This is a genomic window from Bacteroides sp. AM16-13 (assembly GCF_003602705.1).
Taxonomy (GTDB): Bacteria; Bacteroidota; Bacteroidia; order Bacteroidales; family Bacteroidaceae; genus Bacteroides; species Bacteroides xylanisolvens.
This window is the reverse complement of the sequence record NZ_QTLK01000022.1, coordinates 18,728-40,508: the sequence shown is the minus strand read 5'-3', so window position 1 is coordinate 40,508 and position 21,781 is coordinate 18,728. Positions and strand designations below refer to the sequence as shown.

The 21,781-nt window shown below is 44.6% G+C and carries 16 protein-coding genes; 15 read left to right on the top strand and 1 reads right to left on the bottom strand.

Annotated elements, in window-relative coordinates; translation table 11 throughout:
- The first annotated feature begins 61 nt into the window (after nt 1-61).
- The gene (locus tag DW173_RS16995) at nt 62-604 is read left to right on the top strand and encodes a hypothetical protein (RefSeq protein WP_055236005.1); all 543 of its coding nucleotides are present in this window, start codon (nt 62-64) and stop codon (nt 602-604) included.
- A 152-nt stretch (nt 605-756) separates the two neighbouring features.
- Here DW173_RS16995 and DW173_RS16990 read toward each other — a convergent pair whose 3' ends face one another.
- On the bottom strand, nt 757-2,571 hold the full coding sequence (locus tag DW173_RS16990) for a MutS family DNA mismatch repair protein (RefSeq protein ID WP_120144859.1): 1,815 nt from the start codon (nt 2,569-2,571) through the stop codon (nt 757-759).
- A 254-nt stretch (nt 2,572-2,825) separates the two neighbouring features.
- On the opposite strand from DW173_RS16990, the gene DW173_RS16985 reads away from it, so the two are divergent.
- The 14 genes from DW173_RS16985 (at nt 2,826) to DW173_RS16915 (ending at nt 21,627) form a co-directional block, all read left to right on the top strand.
- Complete coding sequence (locus DW173_RS16985) at nt 2,826-3,470, top strand: DUF6563 family protein (RefSeq protein ID WP_199722848.1); 645 nt, start codon at nt 2,826-2,828, stop codon at nt 3,468-3,470.
- A gap of 541 nt (nt 3,471-4,011) precedes the next feature.
- Complete coding sequence (locus DW173_RS16975; protein WP_009040603.1) at nt 4,012-6,009, top strand: urocanate hydratase; 1,998 nt, start codon at nt 4,012-4,014, stop codon at nt 6,007-6,009.
- Between the two features lie 228 nt (nt 6,010-6,237).
- Nucleotides 6,238-7,140: a glutamate formimidoyltransferase gene (gene ftcD / locus DW173_RS16970; RefSeq protein WP_120144857.1), complete on the top strand. Its 903-nt coding sequence runs from the start codon at nt 6,238-6,240 to the stop codon at nt 7,138-7,140.
- 137 nt (nt 7,141-7,277) lie between these two features.
- Nucleotides 7,278-8,531: an imidazolonepropionase gene (hutI, locus tag DW173_RS16965; RefSeq protein WP_008645755.1), complete on the top strand. Its 1,254-nt coding sequence runs from the start codon at nt 7,278-7,280 to the stop codon at nt 8,529-8,531.
- Between the two features lie 35 nt (nt 8,532-8,566).
- The gene (locus DW173_RS16960) at nt 8,567-9,196 is read left to right on the top strand and encodes a cyclodeaminase/cyclohydrolase family protein (protein ID WP_008645757.1); all 630 of its coding nucleotides are present in this window, start codon (nt 8,567-8,569) and stop codon (nt 9,194-9,196) included.
- Nucleotides 9,193-10,692 (top strand): histidine ammonia-lyase, encoded by a 1,500-nt coding sequence (gene hutH / locus DW173_RS16955; RefSeq protein WP_120144856.1) that lies wholly within the window; start codon nt 9,193-9,195, stop codon nt 10,690-10,692. Before DW173_RS16960 ends, hutH begins: the two co-directional genes overlap by 4 nt.
- Nucleotides 10,693-11,039: 347 nt before the next feature.
- On the top strand, nt 11,040-11,690 hold the full coding sequence (locus tag DW173_RS16950) for a TetR/AcrR family transcriptional regulator (RefSeq protein ID WP_008023025.1): 651 nt from the start codon (nt 11,040-11,042) through the stop codon (nt 11,688-11,690).
- A 55-nt stretch (nt 11,691-11,745) separates the two neighbouring features.
- Nucleotides 11,746-13,092, top strand: a complete 1,347-nt coding sequence (locus DW173_RS16945) for a TolC family protein (RefSeq protein ID WP_120144855.1) — start codon at nt 11,746-11,748, stop codon at nt 13,090-13,092.
- Between the two features lie 33 nt (nt 13,093-13,125).
- Nucleotides 13,126-14,163 carry an efflux RND transporter periplasmic adaptor subunit gene (locus DW173_RS16940; protein WP_004313470.1) on the top strand — a complete coding sequence of 346 codons (1,038 nt, stop codon included), beginning with the start codon at nt 13,126-13,128 and terminating at the stop codon, nt 14,161-14,163.
- A gap of 114 nt (nt 14,164-14,277) precedes the next feature.
- The gene (locus DW173_RS16935; RefSeq protein ID WP_120144854.1) at nt 14,278-17,436 is read left to right on the top strand and encodes an efflux RND transporter permease subunit; all 3,159 of its coding nucleotides are present in this window, start codon (nt 14,278-14,280) and stop codon (nt 17,434-17,436) included.
- 12 nt (nt 17,437-17,448) lie between these two features.
- The gene (locus tag DW173_RS16930) at nt 17,449-17,742 is read left to right on the top strand and encodes a PG0541 family transporter-associated protein (protein WP_005675458.1); all 294 of its coding nucleotides are present in this window, start codon (nt 17,449-17,451) and stop codon (nt 17,740-17,742) included.
- 115 nt (nt 17,743-17,857) lie between these two features.
- Nucleotides 17,858-19,249 carry an SGNH/GDSL hydrolase family protein gene (locus DW173_RS16925; RefSeq protein ID WP_120144853.1) on the top strand — a complete coding sequence of 464 codons (1,392 nt, stop codon included), beginning with the start codon at nt 17,858-17,860 and terminating at the stop codon, nt 19,247-19,249.
- On the top strand, nt 19,236-20,153 hold the full coding sequence (locus DW173_RS16920) for an SGNH/GDSL hydrolase family protein (protein ID WP_225739774.1): 918 nt from the start codon (nt 19,236-19,238) through the stop codon (nt 20,151-20,153). Before DW173_RS16925 ends, DW173_RS16920 begins: the two co-directional genes overlap by 14 nt.
- Nucleotides 20,140-21,627 carry an MBOAT family O-acyltransferase gene (locus DW173_RS16915; RefSeq protein WP_120144852.1) on the top strand — a complete coding sequence of 496 codons (1,488 nt, stop codon included), beginning with the start codon at nt 20,140-20,142 and terminating at the stop codon, nt 21,625-21,627. The genes DW173_RS16920 and DW173_RS16915 overlap by 14 nt, the downstream gene beginning before the upstream one ends.
- Nucleotides 21,628-21,781 lie beyond the last annotated feature (154 nt).

Here is a 21,781-nt window from a genome sequence, read left to right as displayed (position 1 = left end):
ACTGGTGATACTACTTCTTTTTATCTTTATATTTTTACTAATAAATTAAACTTTAAATATTATGGCAACTACTCAAACGATTGATGCTACTATATTCGCATCTACACACCCCGATATTGCTAAACGCATAAGTGTTTCAGGAGTTTTAATCTCTTCTGTTATGTTATTGATTGGTATTTTAGCTTTTGCTTCAACATTCGAATTGGATGACAAGTCTTCTACAACCAGTATGGCTTTGATGGTTTTGGGGACAGGTTTATTCCTTATGGGAATTTTCCGTCTTTTCTGGAAATCAAAGGAGGTTGTTTATTTACCAACAAAAAGTGTGGCTAAAGAGCATAGTGTATTCTTTGATTTGAAGCATATGGATGCTTTGAAGAATCTTGTAAATTCGGGTTCATTCTCCGCTGATTCGAAAATAAAAAGCGAGGCTAGTGGTAATATACGTATGGATGTGATACTTTCTGCTGATAAAAAGTTTGCAGCTGTACAGTTATTCCAATTTGTACCTTACACGTATCAGCCAATAACATCGGTGCAGTATTTCACTAATGAAAAAGCTTCTGCGATAGTCGCTTTTTTGTCGAAAAGTAAAATACAATAAGTATATATCTACAACACCTGTTTGACTTTGTTTTTTCCGACACATTAAAACTATGCAGTTTGAAACTTTATATTGAGTTTGCTGCTACTAAATAAAACAGGTTTTAGATGTTACTGTAAAAGATAACTTTGATTTTCATACGAAGATGGGGATTAGTCGTTAATGACGGCGATCCCCATTTTTTTCATTAAGAAGCAGGCGTTCATGTTTTGAGCAACTCCGTTTCTCATTTGATATGAGAAGGTGAGTTCATTGTTGGTAATGTCGGCTTCGAAACAGTAATTCCGGATATTTTGTGGGAAGGACTCTATTAAAGTCCCTAATAACAAGTCATGGGTGGCGATGATACCGTTGGCGTTCATGTGCATGAATTGTTTGATAAGGGCGAAAGAGCCTTTCTGTTTGTCCATGGAGTTGGTACCTTTCAGTATTTCATCAAGGATGATGAAAAGCTCTTCCCCGGCTTCAAGTTTGTCTATGATTAATTTAAGTCGCTTAAGTTCTGCAAAGAAATAAGATTCGTTGTCAGCTAGGGAGTCACTGGTTCGAAGGCTGGTAACGAGACGGGCCGGATATATTTTCATTTGCTTTGCCCAAACGGGGGCTCCTATACATGCCAGTAGATAGTTTACTCCTACAGTACGTAAATAAGTACTCTTGCCTGCCATATTGGCGCCTGTGATTATAATAAAGAAAGGACGTTTTTCAATGTCTATTCCGTTACGCACACATTTGTTGCGATCCATTAGGGGATGCCCCAAAGCTTCAGCTTGTAGGTGGAAAGATTGAGCAGCGATAGTGGGGTAAATATAATCCGGATGGTTATATGCGAATGTTGCCAGGGAACAATAGGCATCTATTTCTCCGATTGTTTCTATCCATCGGGGTAGGTCGGATGCATGAATCTCTTTCCACTTCTCGATTCGCATCACCTGGCGTAGCTCCCAAAATATCAGTCCGTTGAGTATAGAACTCATGAGCAGATTGCTTCGTTGATCGAGTGCGTTCATCAGTTTAGAAAGCTGGCGGACTGCTTGAGAAGCGGTTTGATTTTGACTTGTAAGGTCCGCTTTTAACTCTTGTAGTATATGACTGTGCATTTCTTTTTGTTCAGTGAGCAGAATTTGGTCAGCGTATGTCGAAAGAATCTGCAGCTTTTCTCCGTAGGTTGTTTGCAGTTTAGTGATTCCTTTAGAGAAAATAGTACTGAATAATACAAAGCAGACAAATACTCCTCCTGCGATGTTAGCCGAGATGATACCTGAAATGGCTAGACTTATACATAAGAAATTAATGACGGTAACCGCTATTGGGAGGATACGCAGGAGCGTACGTTTTCGATAATAACTCGGACTGGCTGCCCATTCTTTGATTTCGGTGGTATCGGCAGGTTTTCCTTTATAGAGTAATCCGAGTAAGCGGATTTGTTGGCGATATTCCAAATCGGTGGAGAGTTCCCGGATGGCTTCCTGGCGGTGGTCAATAGCTGCTTTATTTTCCAGATGTGCATTGAACCAGTTTGCGAGATGTTGCTTGCCGATAGGGGTTGCGGTGCGGTTGATGTATTGGAAGAGAGAGTGTTCGCCAAATACATCCAGATCAAGAGTGTAGAGATGAGACGGGTTAATGAATTCTTTTCCATCGTCAAAATCGGAAAAATCATATTGCATGGCACGTAGTTCCTGCTCGTTGATTTCTATTTTCTTTTTCAGAAAGTCTTTCCGGTAGAACCAGAAATTATGGCGTTTTACTAACCAAATGAATAAGATAAAGGGTAGGATAGCGAATACAGAGAGGCATAGCCAACCGTCAGACCAAAAAATAATGGCATTTGCTACGGCTCCTACGAATAAGATAAGTCGAAGAAGACTTATATAATAGATACGTTTTCGTGCATTCTGTAACTCCAGTTCTGTTTTCTGAATGATTTGCTGATATGTGGTAATGATCTGTTCTAGTTTTTCCATGACAAATTTAAATCTTTTGCGCAAAGGTAATATAATTCATAACGGTCGGGATAGGAGCTTGTTTTTGTCAAGAGTAGATTTACTGTTTATTAACGGAAGTAGGAAGATGTGTGGGCTTGGATTATAACTCGTCTTGATAATGTTGTTGTTAGCTGGAAGAAATTTTCAATATTTCTTTTCTCATTCTTGCATTTATCCGCTAAAATTTATAACTTTCCACTCGAAAAGGCGTTAGACAGGAAAGGAGGATGCTTATGAAGAAAGGATGTATCTTATGTTTGCTGATAAGCGTGATTAGCCTTCCGTTAATTGCGCAGAATATTATTTATTCCAACCTGAAAGAGTTGCTGACTCAACATGGCGATACCACTGCTGTGTTGCGTGTAGAAAAACGTTCCAGAAATCAGATTGTATTAACAGGAGGGGCTGATTACCGGATAACGGCCGGTGATGACGAGTCGATGTGCCGGCGTTTGAAGAAGCGTTGTTTTGCTGTGCGTGACGAAAAAGGAAATTTATATTTGAACTGTCGTAAGTTGCGCTATAAGAAATTGCGTTTTGGAGCATGGTATGCTCCTGCCGTTCAGTTAGGCAAAAACATCTATTTTTGTGCGATGCCTTTAGGATCAGTCATCGGAGGCAACTTTGTGGAAGAAGATGATGTAAAACTAGGAGGAAATATAGGCGATGCTCTTGCCGCTTCAAGTCTGGTTACAAAACGTGTTTGCTATGAATTGAATGGTGAAACGGGAAAAATCGACTTTCTGGGGAAAGATAGAATGCTGCAATTATTGAAGAATTATCCGGAACTGAAACAAGCATATTTGAAAGATGATAGTCAGGAGGCAAAGCATACTTTTAAATATCTGTTAGAGTTGCAGAATAACCAAAAGAAATAATTCCATTAATTGCGGTTGGTATCGTATGAAAAAGCCCTATCAATAATACAATCATCTATATAATGATATTATTGAGATGCGGGTTACGCTAGTTATACAAATTCCACCGATTTCATAGCGTTGATTTTAGAAAGGGCTGCTATTTGCTTTACTAAAGATTCTCTTTTATTTTAATGAAAGGGTTCTTACCAACGATCCTTCCATTCATTTTAATGAAAAATCTATTTTTAGCTTTAGTGAAGCTCCGCCATTCGTTTTAATGATAGTTTTGCAATTTAACGTAATGCCAACCCTGCTATCTACTTCAGTGAAAGGGTTATCTATCTGTTTTGACAAAACGGCCTGTATTCGTGCCTGTATAAAAGCATAAGAGAGTTTTGACATCGCTTGTGTCTTGTTCTTCTATCAAACTGTAAATGTAATAATACCTTTCTGATAATAAATCTGCCAAATCTTTTGTCTTTTATCTTCTTTTTTTCTATCTTGCGAAGAGTTATAAGACTGTATTGCTTACAGTTTGTAATCCTTAATTCTGTTTATTATGAGAATAACTCTTGGCAACACACTACCTCCTTATCCGGATTTTGTAGAAGGTATCCGGAGAGCTCCCGACCGTGGTTATACACTTACCCCGGCGCAGACAATCACTGCATTAAAAAACGCTTTGCGTTATATTCCTACCGAGTGGCACGAACAATTGGCTCCTGAATTGATGGAAGAGCTACGCACTCGCGGGCGGATTTACGGATACCGTTTCCGTCCTGCCGGCGACCTAAAAGCCAAACCGATTGACGAATATCGGGGACAATGCATTGAAGGCAAAGCTTTTCAGGTAATGATTGACAATAACCTTTGCTTCGATATAGCATTATATCCCTACGAACTAGTCACTTACGGTGAAACCGGACAAGTCTGTCAAAACTGGATGCAATATCGACTGATAAAACAATACCTCGAGGAACTTACCCAAGAACAGACGCTGGTTATTGAGTCCGGACATCCATTAGGGCTTTTCCGCTCCCGTCCCGATGCTCCCCGCGTTATAATAACCAATTCGATGATGATCGGGCAATTCGACAATCAACATGATTGGCATATTGCTGCCCAGATGGGAGTTGCCAATTACGGGCAAATGACCGCCGGCGGCTGGATGTATATCGGTCCTCAAGGAATTGTGCATGGCACTTTCAATACCCTCCTCAATGCCGGGCGATTGAAACTAGGGATTCCCCAAGATCAGGATCTGCGGGGACATTTATTTGTATCTTCCGGCTTGGGAGGAATGAGCGGCGCACAACCCAAAGCGGCGGAGATAGCAGGAGCAGTCTCCATCATAGCCGAAGTAGATAGTTCGCGTATTGAAACCCGCCACCGCCAGGGATGGGTGGGACACGTGACTGCGGATATAGCCGAAGCATACCGGATGGCATCTCAAGCAATGCAACATCGTGAACCCTGCTCGATAGCCTATCACGGCAATGTCGTAGACCTGCTCGAATATGCCGAACGCGAAAGAATTCCTATTGAATTATTATCCGATCAAACCTCCTGTCATGCCGTTTACGAAGGCGGTTACTGCCCTGCCGGACTAACTTTTGAAGAACGCACACGCCTTCTTCACGAATCTCCGGAACAATTCCGTCACTTGGTAGATATATCCTTGCATCGTCATTTCGAAGTTATCAAGAAACTCGTAGCCCGCGGAACTTATTTCTTTGATTATGGAAACTCCTTCATGAAAGCTATATACGATGCCGGAGTAAAAGAAATCTCCCGTAATGGTGTTGATGAAAAGGACGGATTTATCTGGCCAAGCTATGTTGAAGATATTATGGGACCCCAACTCTTTGATTATGGCTACGGTCCGTTCAGATGGGTTTGCTTGAGTGGCAAACACGAAGATCTGATAAAAACAGACCATGCAGCTATGGAATGTATCGACGTCAATCGGCGCGGTCAGGATCTTGACAATTACAACTGGATACGGGATGCCGAAAAGAATCAGCTCGTGGTGGGTACACAGGCACGTATTCTGTATCAGGATGCAGTTGGGAGAATGAACATAGCCCTCCGTTTCAATGAGATGGTCCGCCGGGGAGAAGTAGGTCCTATCATGCTGGGACGAGACCATCACGATGTAAGCGGAACGGATTCTCCTTTCCGGGAGACATCGAATATCAAAGACGGAAGCAATGTGATGGCAGATATGGCTGTGCAATGTTTTGCCGGAAATTGTGCCCGCGGAATGAGCCTGGTAGCTTTGCACAATGGTGGGGGAGTCGGTATTGGTAAAGCAGTCAATGGCGGTTTCGGTATGGTATGCGACGGTAGCGAACGGGTAGATGAAATACTTCGTTCGGCAATGCTCTGGGATGTGATGGGCGGAGTAGCCCGTCGCTCATGGGCGCGTAATCCGCATGCGATGGAGACAAGCGAAGCATTTAATGACTCCCATGCAAGAGACTATCAGATAACAATGCCGTATGTAGCGGACGAAGAACTTATAAAGAAGATAGTCCCATATATTGTGGGAAAATAGTATCACATATTATGGGAATTTATTCTCTTAATATGAGAGAATAAATTCCCATAATATATGGAACTGTTTAAACATATAGCTGTTTAGTATAAACCATGCGGTGATTCGGTATGAAACTCGTGTGAACCGTGCCTGATTATATAAGGACTATTGGTAAAGAGCACTTGTTTAATGTAAAACATATAGTTATCCAGTTGAATATAACCTCTATAATAATAGATATTTGATATGAGTTGGAATAAAATTATTGAATGCGTCCCCAATTTTAGCGAGGGACGTGATTTAGAGAAAATAGATCAGATAGTAGCCCCTTTCCGTATTAAGGCCGGGGTAAAACTGCTTGATTACAGTAATGATGAAGACCATAACCGCCTGGTTGTAACTCTTGTCGGCGAGCCGGAAGCTCTGTACGAAGCAATCGTTGAAGCCGTCGGTGTGGCTGTCCGTTTGATAGACCTGAATCAGCATACCGGGCAACATCCCCGTATGGGAGCGGTAGATGTCATCCCTTTCATCCCGATTAAGAATACCAGCATGGAAGAAGCCATCGAACTATCCAAGAAAGTAGCCGCAAAAGTAGCCGAGATCTATCATCTTCCTGTCTTCCTGTATGAGAAGTCCGCAACTGCGTCGCATCGGGAAAATCTCGCTTCCGTTCGTAAAGGAGAATTTGAAGGCATGGCCGAAAAAATCAAACTACCCGAATGGCAACCAGATTTCGGACCTGCCGAACGTCATCCAACCGCAGGTACAGTCGCCATCGGAGCCCGTATGCCGCTCGTAGCCTACAATATCAATCTTAGTACGGACAATCTGGAAATAGCTACCAAGATAGCAAAGAATATCCGCCATATCAATGGAGGGCTCCGTTATGTGAAAGCAATGGGAGTGGAGCTAAAGGAGAGAAACATCACCCAGGTATCCATAAACATGACCGACTATACCCATACTGCCCTTTACCGCGCCTTCGAACTGGTACGTATCGAAGCCCGCCGCTATGGTGTTACGATTGTCGGTAGTGAAATCATTGGCCTCGTACCGATGGAAGCCCTGATTGATACAGCTTCCTATTATCTCGGACTCGAAAACTTTTCCATGCAACAAGTCTTGGAAGCCCGTATCATGGAATAGCCGGTAAAGAAATATGTTAGCGAATATTCAATCCAAATCAGAACGGATGTTTACAGGGGAACCTGCCTGATAAAAAACAACGGATCAAGAAGCAGGATGAATGAAACAAGAATAAACCAAGATAATTCGGATAATTTATGAGTGAAAACTTAATCATATTCAATGCCCGTATCGTAACTCCCATCGGCTTTTCCGCCCGTAAAGGCGAAGAAATGTCCCAACTGCAAGTCATAGAGAACGGAACCGTGGAAGTCACCAAAGGAATCATCACCTACGTTGGTGAGAACCGTGGCGAAGACCGCGACGGTTACTATCAACACTACTGGCATTATAACGCTCGCGGACACTGCCTCTTGCCCGGCTTCGTTGATTCCCATACCCATTTTGTATTTGGCGGAGAACGTTCCGAAGAATTCTCCTGGCGTCTGAACGGCGAAAGCTATATGTCGATTATGGAGCGGGGAGGCGGAATCGCAAGCACCGTAAAAGCCACCCGGCAAATGAATTTCCTGAAACTGCGTTCAGCAGCCGAAGGCTTTTTGAAAAGAATGAGCACAATGGGTGTAACCACCGTAGAAGGTAAAAGCGGTTACGGACTGGATCGGGAAACCGAACTATTACAGCTAAAGGTAATGCGTAGCCTGAACAACACCGAGCATAAACGTGTCGATATAGTCTCCACCTTTCTCGGTGCCCATGCCCTTCCCGAAGAATATGCAGGAAGAAGCGACGAATACATCGACTTCCTGATTCGTGAAATGCTTCCCCTTGTTCGTGACGGCGAACTGGCAGAATGTTGTGATGTCTTTTGCGAACAAGGCGTTTTCTCTATCGAACAGTCCCGCCGCCTGCTTCAGGCAGCCAAGGAACACGGCTTTCTGTTGAAACTCCACGCTGACGAAATCGTCTCCCTCGGTGGAGCTGAACTGGCAGCCGAACTGGGAGCACTGTCTGCCGACCACCTCCTGCACGCTTCCGATGCCGGCATCCGTGCAATGGCCGATGCCGGAGTAGTAGCCACCCTGTTACCTTTGACAGCTTTTGCTCTGAAAGAACCCTACGCACGCGGTCGTGAAATGATTGACTCCGGCTGTGCGGTAGCACTTGCCACCGACCTGAATCCCGGCAGTTGTTTCTCCGGTTCTATCCCGCTGACCATTGCTCTGGCCTGCATCTATATGAAAATGAGTATCGAAGAAACCATCACCGCCCTGACCCTGAACGGAGCTGCCGCCCTTCAGCGAGCCGACCGGATCGGAAGCATCGAAGTAGGCAAACAAGGCGATTTTATCGTTCTCAATTCCGACAACTATCATATTCTACCTTATTATATAGGCATGAACTGTGTAATCATGACTATTAAAGGCGGTATGCTGTATCCCGTCGCTTAATAGTTGACTCAATTAATCACTTAAAACAAAATACCATGTTAGCAGATTTAACCGTAAAAGATTTCTTAGATAAAGTAGCTTGCAGCGATCCTGTACCCGGTGGAGGTAGTATTGCCGCTTTGGATGGAGCGCTGGCTTCCGCCCTTTCTACAATGGTAGCACGGCTCACCGTAGGAAAAAAGGGATACGAAGCCAGTGAAGAAGTAATGCAGCACGCACAAACAATCACCCTCCGTTTGCTGGACGAATTTATTGCACTTATCGATAAAGATTCCGCTGCCTACAACGAAGTCTTTGCCTGCTTCAAACTTCCTAAAACAACCGACGAAGAGAAAGCCGCCCGAAGTGCCGCCATTCAGGAAGCAACCAAACAAGCCGCCCTCGTTCCGTTGGAAGTAGCCCGCAAAGCCCTGGATATGATGTCCGTCATAGCAGATGTTGCTCGCTTGGGTAACCGCAATGCCGTCACAGATGCCTGTGTAGCCATGATGGCCGCCCGTTCCGCCGTATTGGGAGCCTTGCTGAACGTCCGTATCAACCTTGGTTCGCTCAAAGACAGAGATTTTGTCCTCCAACTGCAAACTGAAGCCGATACAATCGAGCAAACCGCCTGCCGGAGAGAAAAAGAATTGTTGGATGCCGTAAATCAAGACCTGCGCGTATGAGTAAGAATGTATATCATATCGGTTCCGGAGCATTGACCTTCGAAATCATCGAACGAATTATCAACGAAAACCTGAAACTGGAACTAGCTCCCGAAGCCAAGTTGCGCATCCAGAAATGTCGCGACTACCTCGATCACAAAATAGCTTCTTCCGAAGAACCGCTGTACGGTATAACAACCGGTTTCGGCTCTTTATGTACCAAAAATATTTCTCCTGACGAACTCGGTACACTTCAGGAGAACCTGATAAAAAGCCATGCTTGCAGCGTAGGCGAAGAAATCCGCCCCGTCATCATCAAACTGATGATGCTCCTCAAAGCCCACGCCCTCTCATTGGGACATAGCGGCGTACAAGTAATCACCGTGCAGCGCATCCTCGACTTCTTCAACAATGACGTCATGCCCATCGTCTATGACCGCGGCTCCCTTGGAGCTTCCGGCGACCTTGCTCCGCTCGCCAATCTTTTCCTCCCCCTGATCGGTGTCGGCGATGTCTACTATAAAGGGAAAAAGTGCGAAGCCATCAGCGTACTCGACGAATTCGGCTGGGAACCCGTCAAACTAATGAGTAAAGAAGGACTGGCCCTGCTCAACGGCACCCAATTTATGAGCGCCAACGGTGTATTCGCTATGCTCAAAGCCTTCCGCCTCTCAAAAAAAGCCGACCTCATAGCCGCTCTTTCCCTCGAAGCCTTTGATGGTCGTATCGACCCGTTTATGGACTGCATCCAGCAAATCCGCCCCCATCAGGGACAAATCGAGACAGGCGAAGCCTTCCGCAAACTACTGACCGGTAGCGAACTGATCGAACGTCACAAAGAACACGTTCAAGATCCCTATTCCTTCCGCTGCATCCCGCAAGTACACGGTGCCACGAAAGACGCCATCCGCTACGTTGCCTCCGTACTATTGACCGAAATCAATTCCGTCACGGACAACCCCACCATCTTTCCCGATGAAGACCGGATCATCTCCGGCGGAAACTTCCACGGGCAACCGCTTGCCATCTCTTATGACTTCCTTGCCATCGCTTTGGCCGAATTGGGAAATATCTCCGAACGCCGTGTCTCCCAACTGATTATGGGACTCCGCGGACTACCTGAATTCCTGGTTGCCAACCCCGGTCTGAACTCCGGCTTTATGATTCCGCAATATGCCGCCGCTTCGATGGTCAGCCAGAATAAAATGTACTGCTATGCGGCTTCGAGCGACTCCATCGTCTCCTCCAACGGACAGGAAGACCACGTAAGCATGGGCGCCAACGCAGCTACCAAACTTTATAAAGTGATGGACAACCTGGAACATATCCTTGCCATTGAACTGATGAATGCTGCACAAGGCATTGACTTCCGTCGTCCGCTGAAAACTTCTCCCGTTCTTGAACGTTTCCTTCATGCCTATCGGAAAGAAGTGCCTTTTGTGAAAGATGATATCGTGATGTACAAGGAGATACATAAAACAGTCGCCTTCCTGAAGAGGACACAAATTGACTATTGACCATAAACCAACCCTTTTTCGCTTTTCGTTAATAATGGTGACTGTTGTTGCCGGGTAAGTGTTGATTCTATCGACATTTATCCGGCATTTGTCGATTATAATCCCTCTGCCGGCGATAAAACTTTACTTCGTATTCCCATCATTCCTACCTTTGCCCTATGTTTGTTCCGTATTTCTTATTAACACTTGTTTTCATTTTACTCTATTGAATGATAATAATTCCCAAATGCATTATAAATAGATGGAAACTTGATTTGTTAATTGAGTTTTCTATATATCTTTGTTCCGTTTTTCCTTTGGAAATGAAAAGAAAACGAAAACTGCATTTTAATAAAATAGAAAAACGGATGATGGCAGAGCATGGAAAAGACGCTTCCCAACGGGTAGAGTTAAGAGAACGGATCATAACGGCAGCAACAGAAGCTTTTACTTCAAAAGGCATCAAGAGTATTACGATGGACGACATTGCAGCAGCATTAGGAATATCCAAACGTACCCTCTATGAAGTCTTTTCGGATAAAGAATCGTTGTTGAAAGAATGTATACTGAAGGCACAGGCCGACAGAGATAAGTACTTGCAGAAAATCTTTGAACAGTCGCATAATGTGTTAGAGGTAATACTTGCAGTCTTTCAGAAAAGTATTGAGGTGTTCCATCAGACGAATAAACGCTTTTTTGAAGACATCAAGAAATATCCGAAAGTATATGAGATGATGAAGAACCGGCAGGACAGCGATTCGCAGAAAACGATGTCCTTCTTCAAGACGGGAGTAGAGCAGGGCATTTTTCGTCCGGATGTGAACTTCGCTATCGTTAATTTGCTGGTACGAGAGCAGTTTGACGTACTTCTGAATACGGATATCTGCAATGAATATCCTTTTATTGAAGTGTACGAATCCATCATGTTTACTTATATACGCGGCATCTCCACCGAAAAAGGAGCAAAGGTACTGGAAGACTTTATACAAGAATATCGTAAGAACCGCATCGCAGATTAGAGCAAAAGTGAGGTTTTATTGACAAACAAGTAAGATTAAATTAGAAATTCAGTTTATGAACAAGATGAAAAGATTGACAGGTAAGAAGATTCTTCTGGTAGCTGTGGCACTCTGTGCATTTGGTTTTGCAAAGGCGCAGGACACACAGGCGGAGAAGAATATACTAACCTTAACCTTAGACAAAGCCCTGGAAATTGCATTGGATGAGAATCCGACAATAAAAGTGGCAGCAGAAGAAGTTGCATTAAAGAAAGTTGCCAGTAAAGAAGCCTGGCAAAGTCTGTTGCCGGAGGCTAGTATTGCCGGTTCAGTAGACCATACCATTAAAGCGGCTGAAATGAAACTGAACGATATGTCGTTCAAGATGGGACAAGACGGTACGAACACCGCCAATGCAGGGTTGAGTATTAATTTGCCACTCTTTGTGCCGGGCGTTTATCGTGCCATGTCGATGACAAAGACGGATATTGAACTGGCAGTAGAGAAGTCACGCGCTTCCAAACTGGATCTCGTGAATCAGGTGAGCAAGGCTTATTATCAGTTGATGCTTGCGCAGGACAGCTATGAAGTGCTTCAAGGCAGTTATAAACTGGCAGAAGATAACTACAATGTGGTGAATGCCAAATATCAGCAGGGAACCGTGAGCGAATATGACAAGATTAGTGCGGAAGTGCAGATGCGCAGTATTAAACCAAACTTGATTTCGGCAGCTAATGCGGTGACTTTGGCTAAGTTGCAGTTGAAAGTCCTGATGGGGATCACAGCCGATGTGGAGATAAAGATTAACGATAGTCTGACCAACTATGAGACGGCCATGTTTGCCAACCAGTTGAGAGAAGAAAATGTAAATCTGGACAACAATACCACCATGAAGCAGTTGGACTTGAACATGAAGTTGCTTGAAAAGAACGTAAAGTCTTTAAAGACAAACTTTATGCCGACTCTTTCAATGAGTTTCTCCTACCAATATCAATCACTGTATAATCCGAATATCAATTTTTTCAATTACAACTGGAGCAACAGTTCCAGCCTGATGTTCAATCTTAGTATACCTTTATATAAGGCAAGTAACTTTACGAAAGTGAAATCCGCCCGTATACAGATGCGCCAGCTCGATTGGAACCGTATTGATACGGAAAGACAATTGAATATGCAGATTGTCAGTTGTCGCAATAACATGAGTGCCAGCACAGAGCAGGTAGTCAGCAACAAGGAAAATGTGATGCAGGCAAAGAAAGCGGTAGTGATTGCCGAAAAACGTTATGATGTAGGTAAGGGCACGGTGCTCGAACTGAACAGTTCCCAAGTGTCGCTGACACAGGCGCAACTCACTTATAATCAGTCCATATACGATTACCTGGTTGCTAAGGCAGACCTCGATCAGGTTCTGGGAAAAGAATAAAGATAGACAACTAAAAAATTACAATTAAGGAATATGAAAAGAAGTATCCAATTGGTAGCCCTGCTGTTAACTGTGTTTATGGGCTCATGTACAGGTGGAAAAGACAAAGCGGCTGCGGAACATGTGGACGCGAAGCCCATTGTGAAGCTGGCAGACGTAAAAGCCCGTCCCGTAGATCAAATACAAGATTACACAGCGACGGTGGAAGCTGAAGTAAAGAATAATATAGCCCCTTCGTCTCCCGTACGTATTGACCAGATTTTTGTGGAAGTGGGCGACCGCGTATCCAAAGGCCAGAAACTTGTGCAGATGGATGCAGCCAACCTGAAACAGACGAAGCTGCAACTAGATAATCAGGAAATAGAATTCAACCGTATCGACGAATTATATAAAGTGGGCGGTGCGTCCAAATCAGAGTGGGATGCTTCGAAGATGCAACTCGATGTGAAGAAAACCGCTTATAAGAATCTGCTGGAGAATACCTCTTTGCAAAGCCCTATCAATGGTGTGGTCACTGCACGCAACTATGATAATGGCGATATGTACAGCGGTGGAGAGCCCGTACTTGTAGTAGAACAGATCACTCCGGTGAAACTCCTGATTAACGTGTCCGAAACCTACTTCACGAAAGTGAAAAAAGGTACTCCTGTCGACGTGAAACTCGATGTATATGGCGATGAAGTATTTACAGGAACCATCAATCTGATTTACCCTACCATAGATGCCACTACCCGTACATTCCAGGTAGAGATCAGACTGGATAATAAAGACCAGCGTGTGCGTCCGGGGATGTTTGCCCGTGCGACATTGAACTTCGGTACAGCAGAAAACGTCGTTGTTCCCGATTTGGCAATCGTTAAGCAGGCAGGTTCCGGCGACCGTTATGTATTCGTTTATAAAGACGGTAAAGTATCTTATAATAAGGTCGAACTGGGTAGACGCATGGGTACGGAGTATGAGTTGAAATCCGGTGTACCGGATAACTCACAGGTGGTAGTTGCCGGACAGTCACGTTTGGTGAACGGTATGGAAGTAGAGGTGGAAGCCTCTTCCCAGCCTTCTTCCAAATAAGAGGTGTTCAGTACCTTTCGCCCGATGCTTTTATTAATTAACCTGATTTCAAAACGATCTTCCGGCTCCCTCTTTTGGGGAGAGGAGCAGGGAGAGGCTTTTAAATAAAATAACATGAGTTTATACGAAGGTGCGGTTAAGAAACCGATTATGACCTCCCTCTGCTTCCTGGCAGTGGTGATTTTTGGTCTTTTCTCTTTGTCCAAGTTACCTATCGACTTGTATCCGGACATTGACACGAATACAATCATGGTAATGACCGCTTATCCCGGAGCAAGTGCTTCGGATATAGAAAATAATGTGACTCGCCCGCTCGAAAATACGTTGAACGCAGTGAGCAACCTGAAACATATTACCTCCCGTTCTTCCGAGAATATGTCATTGATTACATTGGAGTTCGAGTTTGGTAACGATATTGACGTTCTGACCAATGATGTGCGTGATAAACTCGACATGGTAAGTTCGCAGCTTCCCGATGATGTCGAGAATCCGATCATTTTCAAATTTAGTACGGACATGATTCCTATCGTGCTGCTTTCCGTACAGGCCAATGAAAGTCAGTCAGCGCTTTATAAGATATTGGACGACCGTGTGGTAAACCCGCTGGCACGTATTCCGGGAGTCGGAACCGTGTCTATCAGTGGTGCGCCGCAACGTGAGATTCAGGTCTATTGCGACCCCAATAAACTGGAAGCCTATCACCTGACTATCGAAACAATCAGTTCCATTATCGGTGCCGAGAACAAGAACATTCCCGGTGGTAACTTCGATATCGGTAGTGAAACATACGCGTTGCGTGTAGAAGGTGAGTTCGATGATTCCCGCCAGTTGGCAGACGTAGTGGTAGGTACGCATAATGGGGCAAATGTCTTTTTGCGTGATGTAGCCCGAATCGTCGATACTGTGGAAGAACGTGCACAGGAAACCTATAACAATGGTGTGCAAGGTGCTATGATTGTAGTTCAGAAACAGTCGGGAGCTAATTCGGTAGAAATCTCCAAGAAAGTAGCCGACGCATTGCCGAGGCTTCAGAAGAACCTGCCGAGTGACGTGAAGATCGGTGTCATTGTCGATACTTCCGACAACATTTTGAACACCATCGACAGTTTGACGGAAACCGTTGTTTATGCCTTGCTCTTCGTTGTCATCGTCGTGTTCCTTTTCTTGGGACGTTGGCGTGCAACATTGATTATCTGTATCACCATTCCGCTTTCGTTGATTGCCTCGTTCATTTACCTGGCTATTAGTGGAAATACGATTAATATCATCTCGCTTTCGTCGCTTTCTATCGCTATCGGTATGGTGGTGGATGATGCGATTGTGGTACTTGAAAACGTAACGACCCATATCGAGCGTGGCTCCGATCCGAAACAGGCAGCCGTGCACGGAACAAATGAGGTGGCAATTTCTGTAGTCGCTTCTACGCTGACTATGATTGCCGTGTTCTTCCCGTTGACAATGGTAAGCGGTATGTCCGGTGTACTTTTCAAACAGTTGGGTTGGATGATGTGTGCCATCATGTTTATTTCTACGGTCGCCGCACTATCTTTAACTCCGATGCTCTGTTCCCAGTTGCTTCGCTTGCAGAAGAAACCGTCGAAGATGTTCAAGCTCTTCTTTACTCCGATAGAGAAAGCACTCGACGGGCTCGATACCTGGTATGCGAAGATGCTGAACTGGGCTGTACGTCATCGTCCGATTGTTATTGTGGGATGTATTGCTTTCTTCATTGTCAGTTTGCTGTGTGCAAAGGGCATCGGTACGGAGTTCTTCCCGGCACAGGATAACGCCCGTATTGCCGTGAAGTTGGAGCTGCCGATCGGTACACGAAAAGAGATAGCGCAGGAACTTTCAGAGAAGTTGACTAACCAATGGCTGACGAAGTATAAAGACATCATGAAAGTCTGTAACTATACAGTCGGCCAAGCTGACTCTGATAATACCTGGGCATCTATGCAGGACAACGGGTCGCATATTATTTCGTTCAACATCAGTTTGGTGGATCCGGGCGATCGTGATATCACTTTGGAAGCAGTCTGTGATGAGATGCGTGAAGATTTGAAAGCCTATCCGGAATTCAGTAAAGCACAGGTAATCCTCGGAGGTAGCAACACAGGTATGTCCGCACAGGCTAGTGCCGACTTTGAGGTTTACGGATATGATATGACGGTAACCGACAGCGTGGCAGCTCGTCTGAAACGTGAATTGCTGAAAGTGAAAGGTGTGACCGAGGTAAATATCAGCCGTAGTGATTATCAGCCGGAATATCAGGTAGACTTTGACCGTGAAAAACTGGCAATGCATGGTTTGAATCTTTCAACTGCCGGTAACTACCTGCGTAACCGTGTCAATGGTGCGGTAGCGTCTAAATATCGTGAAGACGGAGATGAATATGATATCAAAGTGCGTTATGCGCCCGAATTCCGTACAAGTTTGGAAAGTCTCGAAAATATCCTCATTTACAATGCGCAAGGACAATCCGTTCGTGTGAAAGACGTCGGAAAGGTAGTCGAACGTTTCGCGCCTCCTACTATTGAACGTAAAGACCGCGAACGTATCGTGACCGTTTCCGCAGTAATCTCCGGTGCTCCGTTGGGCGACGTAGTGGCTGCCGGTAATAAAGTGATAGATAAAATGGATCTTCCGGGAGAAGTCACCATTCAGATTTCCGGTTCGTACGAAGACCAGCAAGATTCGTTCCGCGATTTGGGAACACTCGGTATCCTGATTGTGATTCTTGTATTTATCGTGATGGCGGCACAGTTCGAGTCACTGACTTATCCGTTCATCATCATGTTCTCCCTGCCGTTTGCGTTCAGTGGTGTCTTGATGGCGTTATTCTTTACGGGTAGCACGTTAAGTGTCATGAGTTTGTTGGGAGGTATCATGTTGATTGGTATTGTGGTGAAGAACGGTATTGTGCTTATCGACTACATCACTCTTTGTCGCGAACGTGGACTGGCAGTCTTGAACTCTGTAGTAACCGCTGGTAAGAGCCGTCTCCGCCCGGTATTGATGACCACTGCCACTACCGTTCTTGGTATGATTCCAATGGCTATCGGTGGCGGTCAAGGTTCTGAAATGTGGAGCCCGATGGCGATTGCCGTAATCGGTGGTTTGACGATCTCTACAATTTTGACATTGATTTTGATCCCTACTTTGTATTGCGTATTTGCAGGAACAGGTATCAAGAACCGTCGTCGTAAACTCCGTCGTCAACGTGAATTGGATGTTTACTTCCAGGCGAATAAAGACAACATTATTAAGAAATAACAGAAAAGAAATATGAAATCAGTATTGATAACATTCGATCAGGCTTATTACGAACGAATCATGGCATTACTCGACCGTTTGGGTTGTCGTGGCTTTACATACCTTGAGAAAGTACAGGGACGTGGTTCGAAAACAGGCGATCCGCATTTCGGAAGCCATGCCTGGCCAAGTATGTGCTCGGCTATCCTGACAGTAGTAGACGATAGCAAAGTCGATCCGTTGCTCGACACCTTGCATAAGATGGACTTACAGACGGAGCAATTAGGCTTGCGCGCATTTGTGTGGAACATTGAACGGACCATTTAAATGTAGTCCGGCAGATAGATAAAAAGGAAAGGAGAATCTAATAAATAATGTAGATTCTCCTTTCTTTTTGTGGCTTTTGTCTATCTTTGCGGTCGTTTTGGATTTTAGGAACATTATGGAGATAATAAAGAATTATTTGAAATATTCGTTGTGGTTCGTACTGATTGTGTTTGCAGTCTTACTCGGGCTTCATTGGCTTCCGGCGCTGACTATTGACGGGCACACGATGAGGCGTGTAGACCTTTTGAGCGACCTTCGTTATCCGGAATCAGAGACTGCCGCAGCTGATTCGGACAGCATCCCTTTGCCTCCTGTTGTAAAACCTGCCTTTGTAGATACCTGTCGTACAGGTATGACTTGCATTGAAGATTACAGTGATTCCACTCTCCGGGGGATGACTCCTTTTTATAAAGCACTCGACCGTGTCTCTTCCGATGACTCCGATGACAAACAGGTACGTATTGCCGTATTCGGAGATTCCTTTATCGAAGCGGATATCTTTACCGCTGACTTACGCGAAATGCTTCAGAAACAATTCGGCGGTTGTGGTGTAGGTTTTGTTACCATCACTTCCATGACAAGCGGTTACCGTCCTACGGTGCGACATACGTTTGGCGGATGGTCCAGTCATGCGGTAACAGACAGTGTCTATTTCGATAAGAAGAAACAAGGCATATCCGGTCATTATTTCGTTCCCCGCAACGGAGCTTATGTAGAACTGCGCGGGCAAAATAAATATGCCTCCCTGCTCGATACTTGCCAGCGTGCCTCCATCTTCTTCCATAGCAGAGACTCCGTCCTCCTTTCTGTCCGTGTGAACAAAGGAGAAAACAAGAATTATTCATTAGGCCCTTCCGACGGATTGCAGCAAATCCAGGTGGACGGACGCATCGGCTCTATCCGTTGGACAGTAGACCGTGCAGACTCTACATTGTTCTATGGTTTGGCAATGGATGGAAAGAAAGGAATCATTCTCGACAACTTCTCGTTGCGTGGCAGTTCCGGTCTTTCTTTGCGGGGCATTCCTCCACAAATGTTGAAACAGTTTAACCGTCAACGTCCTTACGACCTTATTATCCTCGAATATGGTTTGAATGTAGCTACCGAACGGGGACGTAATTATGATAACTATCAAAAAGGACTGCTCACAGCTATCGAGCATTTGAAAGAATGTTTCCCACAAGCAGGAATCCTGTTGTTGAGCGTCGGCGACCGTGATTCTAAAAACGAGAACGGTGAACTTCGTACCATGCCCGGTGTGAAGAATCTGATTCGTTATCAGCAGAACATTGCCGCCGAAAGCGGCATCGCCTTTTGGAATATGTTTGAAGCCATGGGTGGAGAAGGCAGCATGGCAAAACTGGTGCATGCCAAACCTTCTATGGCAAACTACGATTATACACATATAAACTTCCGTGGCGGCAAGCATTTGGCGGGACTACTTTATGAAACGATGATTTATGGTAAGGAACAATACGACAGGAGGCGTGCTTATGAGCAAGAATAATCTGTCGTCTGTCTTTATTCTTATTCTCGCCGGTATGTTGAGTGTTCCTTGTTTCCTTGCGGAAGCAATCGCACAAGATCGTATACCTGTATGTCCTCCGCCGGGAAAGGTCGCAAAACTTATAAAGCCCTTACGGGAAATGAACTGGGCGAATGATACGATCACTGTACAGATATCCTTCCCTTCAGCTTTCCGCGAAACCGGTCGGAATGAGATTATTGACAGTATTGCTCTGCTGGCTCCCGTCTTTGAGCATCTCCGTCAGGTGCGTGCCGGACTCTCCGAAGATACAGTCCGTATCGTTCATATTGGCGACAGCCATGTACGTGGGCATATCTACCCTCAAACCACCGGTACCCGTTTGACAGAAACTTTCGGTGCTGTTTCTTATATAGATAGAGGCGTCAACGGAGCTACTTGCCTTACCTTTACCCATCCGGATCGTATTGCCGAAATCGCCGCCCTGAAGCCCGAATTGTTGATTCTCTCTTTCGGAACCAATGAAAGCCATAACCGGCGTTATAATATAAATGTGCACTACAATCAGATGGATGAACTGGTGAAACTGTTGCGCGACAGTCTTCCTAACGTACCCATTCTTCTGACTACCCCTCCCGGTTCTTATGAAAGTTTCCGGCAGCGAAGGCGTAGACGCACGTATGCCATCAATCCACGTACAGCGACAGCAGCGGAAACCATTCGTCGTTATGCAAAAGACCATCGTCTGCTCGTGTGGGATATGTACGATGTAGTCGGAGGGAAGCGCCGTGCCTGCACGAACTGGACAGACGCAAAACTGATGCGCCCCGATCATGTACATTATTTACCCGAAGGATACATCCTGCAAGGAAATTTATTATACCAAGCACTTATCAAAGCATATAATGACTATGTTTCCCATTGATATAGATTTCAGTAGACTGAAAGAGGTACTTACCTACGATCCGCAAGCGCCAATGATATTCAGCAGCGGTATCTTCCTTTGGTTGTTCGCTGCTTTCATGGTGGTGTATGTGTTGTTACAACGCAAATACACCGCCCGTATCATGTTTGTTACTCTCTTCTCCTATTATTTTTACTATAAGAGTAGCGGCACCTATTTTTTCCTGCTTGCCATAGTCACCGTTGCCGACTTCTTCCTTGCGCAACTTATGGATCGTGCAGAGGGTTATTGGAAACGTAAAGGATTGGTCGCTTTGAGTTTGGGAGTTAATTTAGGACTTCTTGCTTATTTCAAATATACCAATTTTCTGGGTGGAGTGATTGCGTCATTGATGGGAGGAGAATTTACCGCTCTTGATATATTCCTGCCGGTCGGCATCTCCTTTTTCACTTTCCAGTCATTGAGCTACACCATCGACGTTTACCGAAAGGAAATAAAGCCATTGACCAATCTTTTGGACTATGCCTTCTACGTATCTTTCTTCCCCCAATTGGTGGCAGGACCTATCGTGCGTGCCCGTGACTTTATCCCGCAAATCCGGAAACCCCTATTCGTCTCGCAGGAAATGTTCGGACGCGGAATTTTTCTGATCGTTTCCGGTCTTTTCAAAAAAGCCATCATATCCGATTATATCAGTATCAACTTTGTGGAACGTATTTTTGACAATCCTACTCTCTATTCCGGTGTTGAGAATCTGATGGGAGTCTATGGTTATGCTTTGCAAATTTATTGTGACTTTTCCGGATATAGCGACATGGCTATCGGTATCGCCTTATTATTAGGTTTCCATTTCAATCTCAACTTTAATTCACCTTATAAGTCTGCCTCTATTACGGAATTTTGGCGTCGTTGGCACATCTCTTTATCCAGTTGGCTAAAAGATTATTTATACATTTCTCTGGGAGGAAACCGAAAAGGTAAATTCCGGCAATATCTCAACTTGATAATTACCATGTTCTTGGGCGGTCTGTGGCATGGTGCATCTTGGAATTTCGTACTGTGGGGAACCTTCCACGGTGTTGCTTTAGCATTGCATAAAATGTGGATGACAATCACCGGACGTAAGAAAGGAGAGGAGAGTCACGGTTGGCGCCGTGTGTTTGGAGTAATTATCACTTTCCATTTTGTCTGCTTCTGCTGGATATTCTTCCGCAATGCCGATTTCCAGAATTCAATGGATATGCTGGGACAGATATTCACCACTTTCCGTCCGCAACTGTTCCCGCAATTACTAGAAGGATATTGGAAAGTGTTTGCGTTGATGTTGCTTGGCTTCCTGCTTCATTTTGCTCCCGATAGTTGGGAAAATGCAGTTTGTCGAGGAGTGATCCGTTTGCCTTTCGTAGGAAAAGCTGTTTTGATGGTAGCTTTGATTTATCTGGTTATTCAGATGAAGAGTTCGGAGATTCAGCCGTTCATATATTTCCAATTCTAATTAGTTGAATTTACTTTTGTACATTGGTTTAAAACCAAGAATCCGTTTCTCACCGAGAAACAAGTGTTTCCACACCGAGGAAACTACAGTTTCTCGGTGAGGAACAAATTGTTGGTTAAAATGCGGAAATGAAGTTTCCAATAAGTTTCTCTAA

Bases quoted from the DNA above. Each gene is read 5' to 3' on its own strand.
- DW173_RS16940 (WP_004313470.1), top strand. From the start codon at position 13,126: ATGAAAAGAAGTATCCAATTGGTAGCCCTGCTGTTAACTGTGTTTATG.
- ftcD (WP_120144857.1), top strand. From the start codon at position 6,238: ATGAGTTGGAATAAAATTATTGAATGCGTCCCCAATTTTAGCGAGGGA.
- DW173_RS16990 (WP_120144859.1), bottom strand. From the start codon at position 2,571: ATGGAAAAACTAGAACAGATCATTACCACATATCAGCAAATCATTCAG.
- hutH (WP_120144856.1), top strand. From the start codon at position 9,193: ATGAGTAAGAATGTATATCATATCGGTTCCGGAGCATTGACCTTCGAA.
- DW173_RS16985 (WP_199722848.1), top strand. From the start codon at position 2,826: ATGAAGAAAGGATGTATCTTATGTTTGCTGATAAGCGTGATTAGCCTT.
- DW173_RS16935 (WP_120144854.1), top strand. From the start codon at position 14,278: ATGAGTTTATACGAAGGTGCGGTTAAGAAACCGATTATGACCTCCCTC.
- DW173_RS16975 (WP_009040603.1), top strand. From the start codon at position 4,012: ATGAGAATAACTCTTGGCAACACACTACCTCCTTATCCGGATTTTGTA.
- DW173_RS16960 (WP_008645757.1), top strand. From the start codon at position 8,567: ATGTTAGCAGATTTAACCGTAAAAGATTTCTTAGATAAAGTAGCTTGC.
- DW173_RS16950 (WP_008023025.1), top strand. From the start codon at position 11,040: ATGATGGCAGAGCATGGAAAAGACGCTTCCCAACGGGTAGAGTTAAGA.
- DW173_RS16945 (WP_120144855.1), top strand. From the start codon at position 11,746: ATGAACAAGATGAAAAGATTGACAGGTAAGAAGATTCTTCTGGTAGCT.
- hutI (WP_008645755.1), top strand. From the start codon at position 7,278: ATGAGTGAAAACTTAATCATATTCAATGCCCGTATCGTAACTCCCATC.
- DW173_RS16995 (WP_055236005.1), top strand. From the start codon at position 62: ATGGCAACTACTCAAACGATTGATGCTACTATATTCGCATCTACACAC.
- DW173_RS16925 (WP_120144853.1), top strand. From the start codon at position 17,858: ATGGAGATAATAAAGAATTATTTGAAATATTCGTTGTGGTTCGTACTG.
- DW173_RS16930 (WP_005675458.1), top strand. From the start codon at position 17,449: ATGAAATCAGTATTGATAACATTCGATCAGGCTTATTACGAACGAATC.
- DW173_RS16920 (WP_225739774.1), top strand. From the start codon at position 19,236: ATGAGCAAGAATAATCTGTCGTCTGTCTTTATTCTTATTCTCGCCGGT.
- DW173_RS16915 (WP_120144852.1), top strand. From the start codon at position 20,140: ATGTTTCCCATTGATATAGATTTCAGTAGACTGAAAGAGGTACTTACC.